The organism is Arsukibacterium sp. (assembly GCF_033722355.1).
Lineage (GTDB): Bacteria > Pseudomonadota > Gammaproteobacteria > Enterobacterales > Alteromonadaceae > Alishewanella.
This window is the reverse complement of the sequence record NZ_JAWVZF010000260.1, coordinates 1-2,330: the sequence shown is the minus strand read 5'-3', so window position 1 is coordinate 2,330 and position 2,330 is coordinate 1. Positions and strand designations below refer to the sequence as shown.

Here is a 2,330-nt window from a genome sequence, read left to right as displayed (position 1 = left end):
GTTTTATTGTGATAAAAAACAAACCTTTTCGTTTAGAGGATAGACGAATGTAGACTGTATTCGACAACTTTACATTTGTCTTTACATTTTAAAGTGGTTGGAATCCCCATTCACCAACCATATTTACCCAAAAGGTAAACAGGTCGGTTTTTGAAGATAAGCCTCTAATTAAAGAGGCTTTTTTCGACTTCTTCTTAAAACGTCTTTACATTCTAAGAAGTGGTGAGTCAAAACGGGATATCGTCATCAAAGTCGATTGGCGGTTCCATCGGCGGCCGCTGTTGCTGCGATGGCTGTTGCGCCGGCTTCTGATAGCCCCCCTGCTGGGGCGCATTATGTGCCGGTGCCTGCTGATAACCACCACCTTGCTGTGGCTGCTGGTAGCCGCCACCTTGCTGGGCAGGCTGCTGTGCCGGACGCTGATAACCGCCCTGCTGGCCGCCGCCCATCGCGTTACCCTGTGGCTGGCCATCGCCACGGCCATCGAGCATTTGCAGTTCGTTGGCAACAATTTCGGTGGTGTAACGCTCGATACCGTCTTTATCGGTCCACTTACGGGTTTTCAGCTTGCCTTCAATATACACCTTGCTGCCTTTACGCAGGTATTCACCGGCAATTTCTGCCAGACGCTGATAAATCACCACCCTGTGCCATTCGGTCTGTTCTTTTTTCTCATTGGTATTTTTATCGGTCCAGCTTTCAGAGGTTGCCAGAGTCATATTGGCGACGGCACCGCCCTGCGGCATGTAACGCACCTCCGGGTCGGCGCCCAGATTGCCGATTAAGATAACTTTATTTATTCCACGCGCCATGCGATCTCTCCTGAAAATTAAGGCTGACTTGTGCCAACCAATGACCGGGCCTGTGCCAGGTCAAATTGCTGCGAACTGACTTTTAAATAACAGCGTTGTTCGGCCAGTAAAATAGTCACTTCCTGCACGCCACTAAGTGTAGCTAAACGGCCGGCCAGTGCGCTGGCCTCGTGCTCTGTTTTAACCTGAACTGCCAGCGACAGCCGTTGAGCCCGGGCAGGCACCTGCATCGTCCTGGCAATAAGCAGCCATATTAAACCAATAGCGGCCGTCACAGCAAACACCATTGGGTAACTAAAATACTGCGCCACCAGGCCGCCGATGACGCCACCGGCAAAAGCGCCGAAAAACTGGCTGCTGGAGTAAATACCCATAGCGCTGCCCCGCTGCCCGGCAGGTGCCACCCTTGACACCATTGCCGGTAAGCTGGCTTCTAAAAAATTAAAGCCGGTAAAAAATAACAACAGGGCGGCAATTAACCACCATAGATTCATCGCGGTAAAAGCCAGTAACATCGCCAGAATCAGCAGGCTGATTGCGACTAAAAAGTAAGGCTTTTCCTGTTGCCGGCGCATGGCAACAATCATCATCGGTATCATCAGCACAAAGGACAGCAGCAGCACCGGCAAATACACCTGCCAATGCTGATCTGCTGTAAGCTGATACTGGCTTAACAGCAGCGGCAGGGCGACAAATATCGCGGTCAGCATTAAATGTAGCAGTAACACGCCAATATCGAGCTGCAATAGCTGGCGGTGTTTTAACATGTTTAACAAGGTCGCCGGCACGGCCAGGGTTTCAGCGGCCGGGGCTTTACTAACACTTTTGGGCACCAGCAGGGCGACAATCAGCATGGCACAACAGGCCAGGATGGCTGTGAACCAGAATACGCCGCTTAACCCGGCCCATTTTGCCAGTAAGGGTCCGAGAATCATCGCCAACGCAAACGATAAACCGATACTGGCGCCGATAATCGCCATCACTTTCGGCCGCTGCTCATCCCGGGTTAAATCTGCCGCCAATGCCAGTACCGCCCCGGCGATGGCGCCGGCGCCCTGTAAAATCCGGCCCAGGGTAACCAGATAAACCGAATCAGCCAGCGCTGCGACTACGGAGCCAAGCACAAATAACACCAGGCCCAGCAGCATCACTTTATGCCGGCCAATCCGGTCAGACAGCCAGCCAAAGGGTATTTGCAAAATGGCCTGGGTAAGACCATAGGCGCCAATCGCCAGACCTATCCACAGCGGTGAGTAGCCCGCCAGTTCTGCGCCATACAGCGCAAACACCGGCAGCAACATAAACAGGCCCAGCATCCGGGTTGAGAACACCAGCGCCAGCGTCAGTGCGGCCCGTTTTTCAATAGCGTTCAGTTGATCCATTAATTTTTTGATTAACAGCAGAAATAAGCGCGCAAGTGTAGCACAGAACTGGTGCGCTTTAAGCGGATTAACGGCAATAACCAGGCATTTGCGCTATGGTTATCGTCTGATACCGGTTTTTATATCCGGTTAGCAG

At 52.1% G+C, this 2,330-nt stretch carries 2 protein-coding genes; both read right to left on the bottom strand.

Features of this window, described 5'->3' with window-relative positions:
• Window positions 1-227: 227 nt before the first annotated feature.
• Window positions 228-812, bottom strand: coding sequence for a single-stranded DNA-binding protein (gene ssb, locus R3177_RS14580; protein WP_318971733.1), 585 nt, complete (start codon window positions 810-812; stop codon window positions 228-230).
• Between the two features lie 17 nt (window positions 813-829).
• Window positions 830-2,194 carry an MFS transporter gene (locus R3177_RS14575; RefSeq protein ID WP_318971732.1) on the bottom strand — a complete coding sequence of 455 codons (1,365 nt, stop codon included), beginning with the start codon at window positions 2,192-2,194 and terminating at the stop codon, window positions 830-832.
• Window positions 2,195-2,330: the final 136 nt, after the last annotated feature.

What these genes read in the sequence shown, in the direction of transcription:
- ssb (WP_318971733.1), bottom strand. Translation starts at nt 812, where the DNA reads ATGGCGCGTGGAATAAATAAAGTTATCTTAATCGGCAATCTGGGCGCC.
- R3177_RS14575 (WP_318971732.1), bottom strand. Translation starts at nt 2,194, where the DNA reads ATGGATCAACTGAACGCTATTGAAAAACGGGCCGCACTGACGCTGGCG.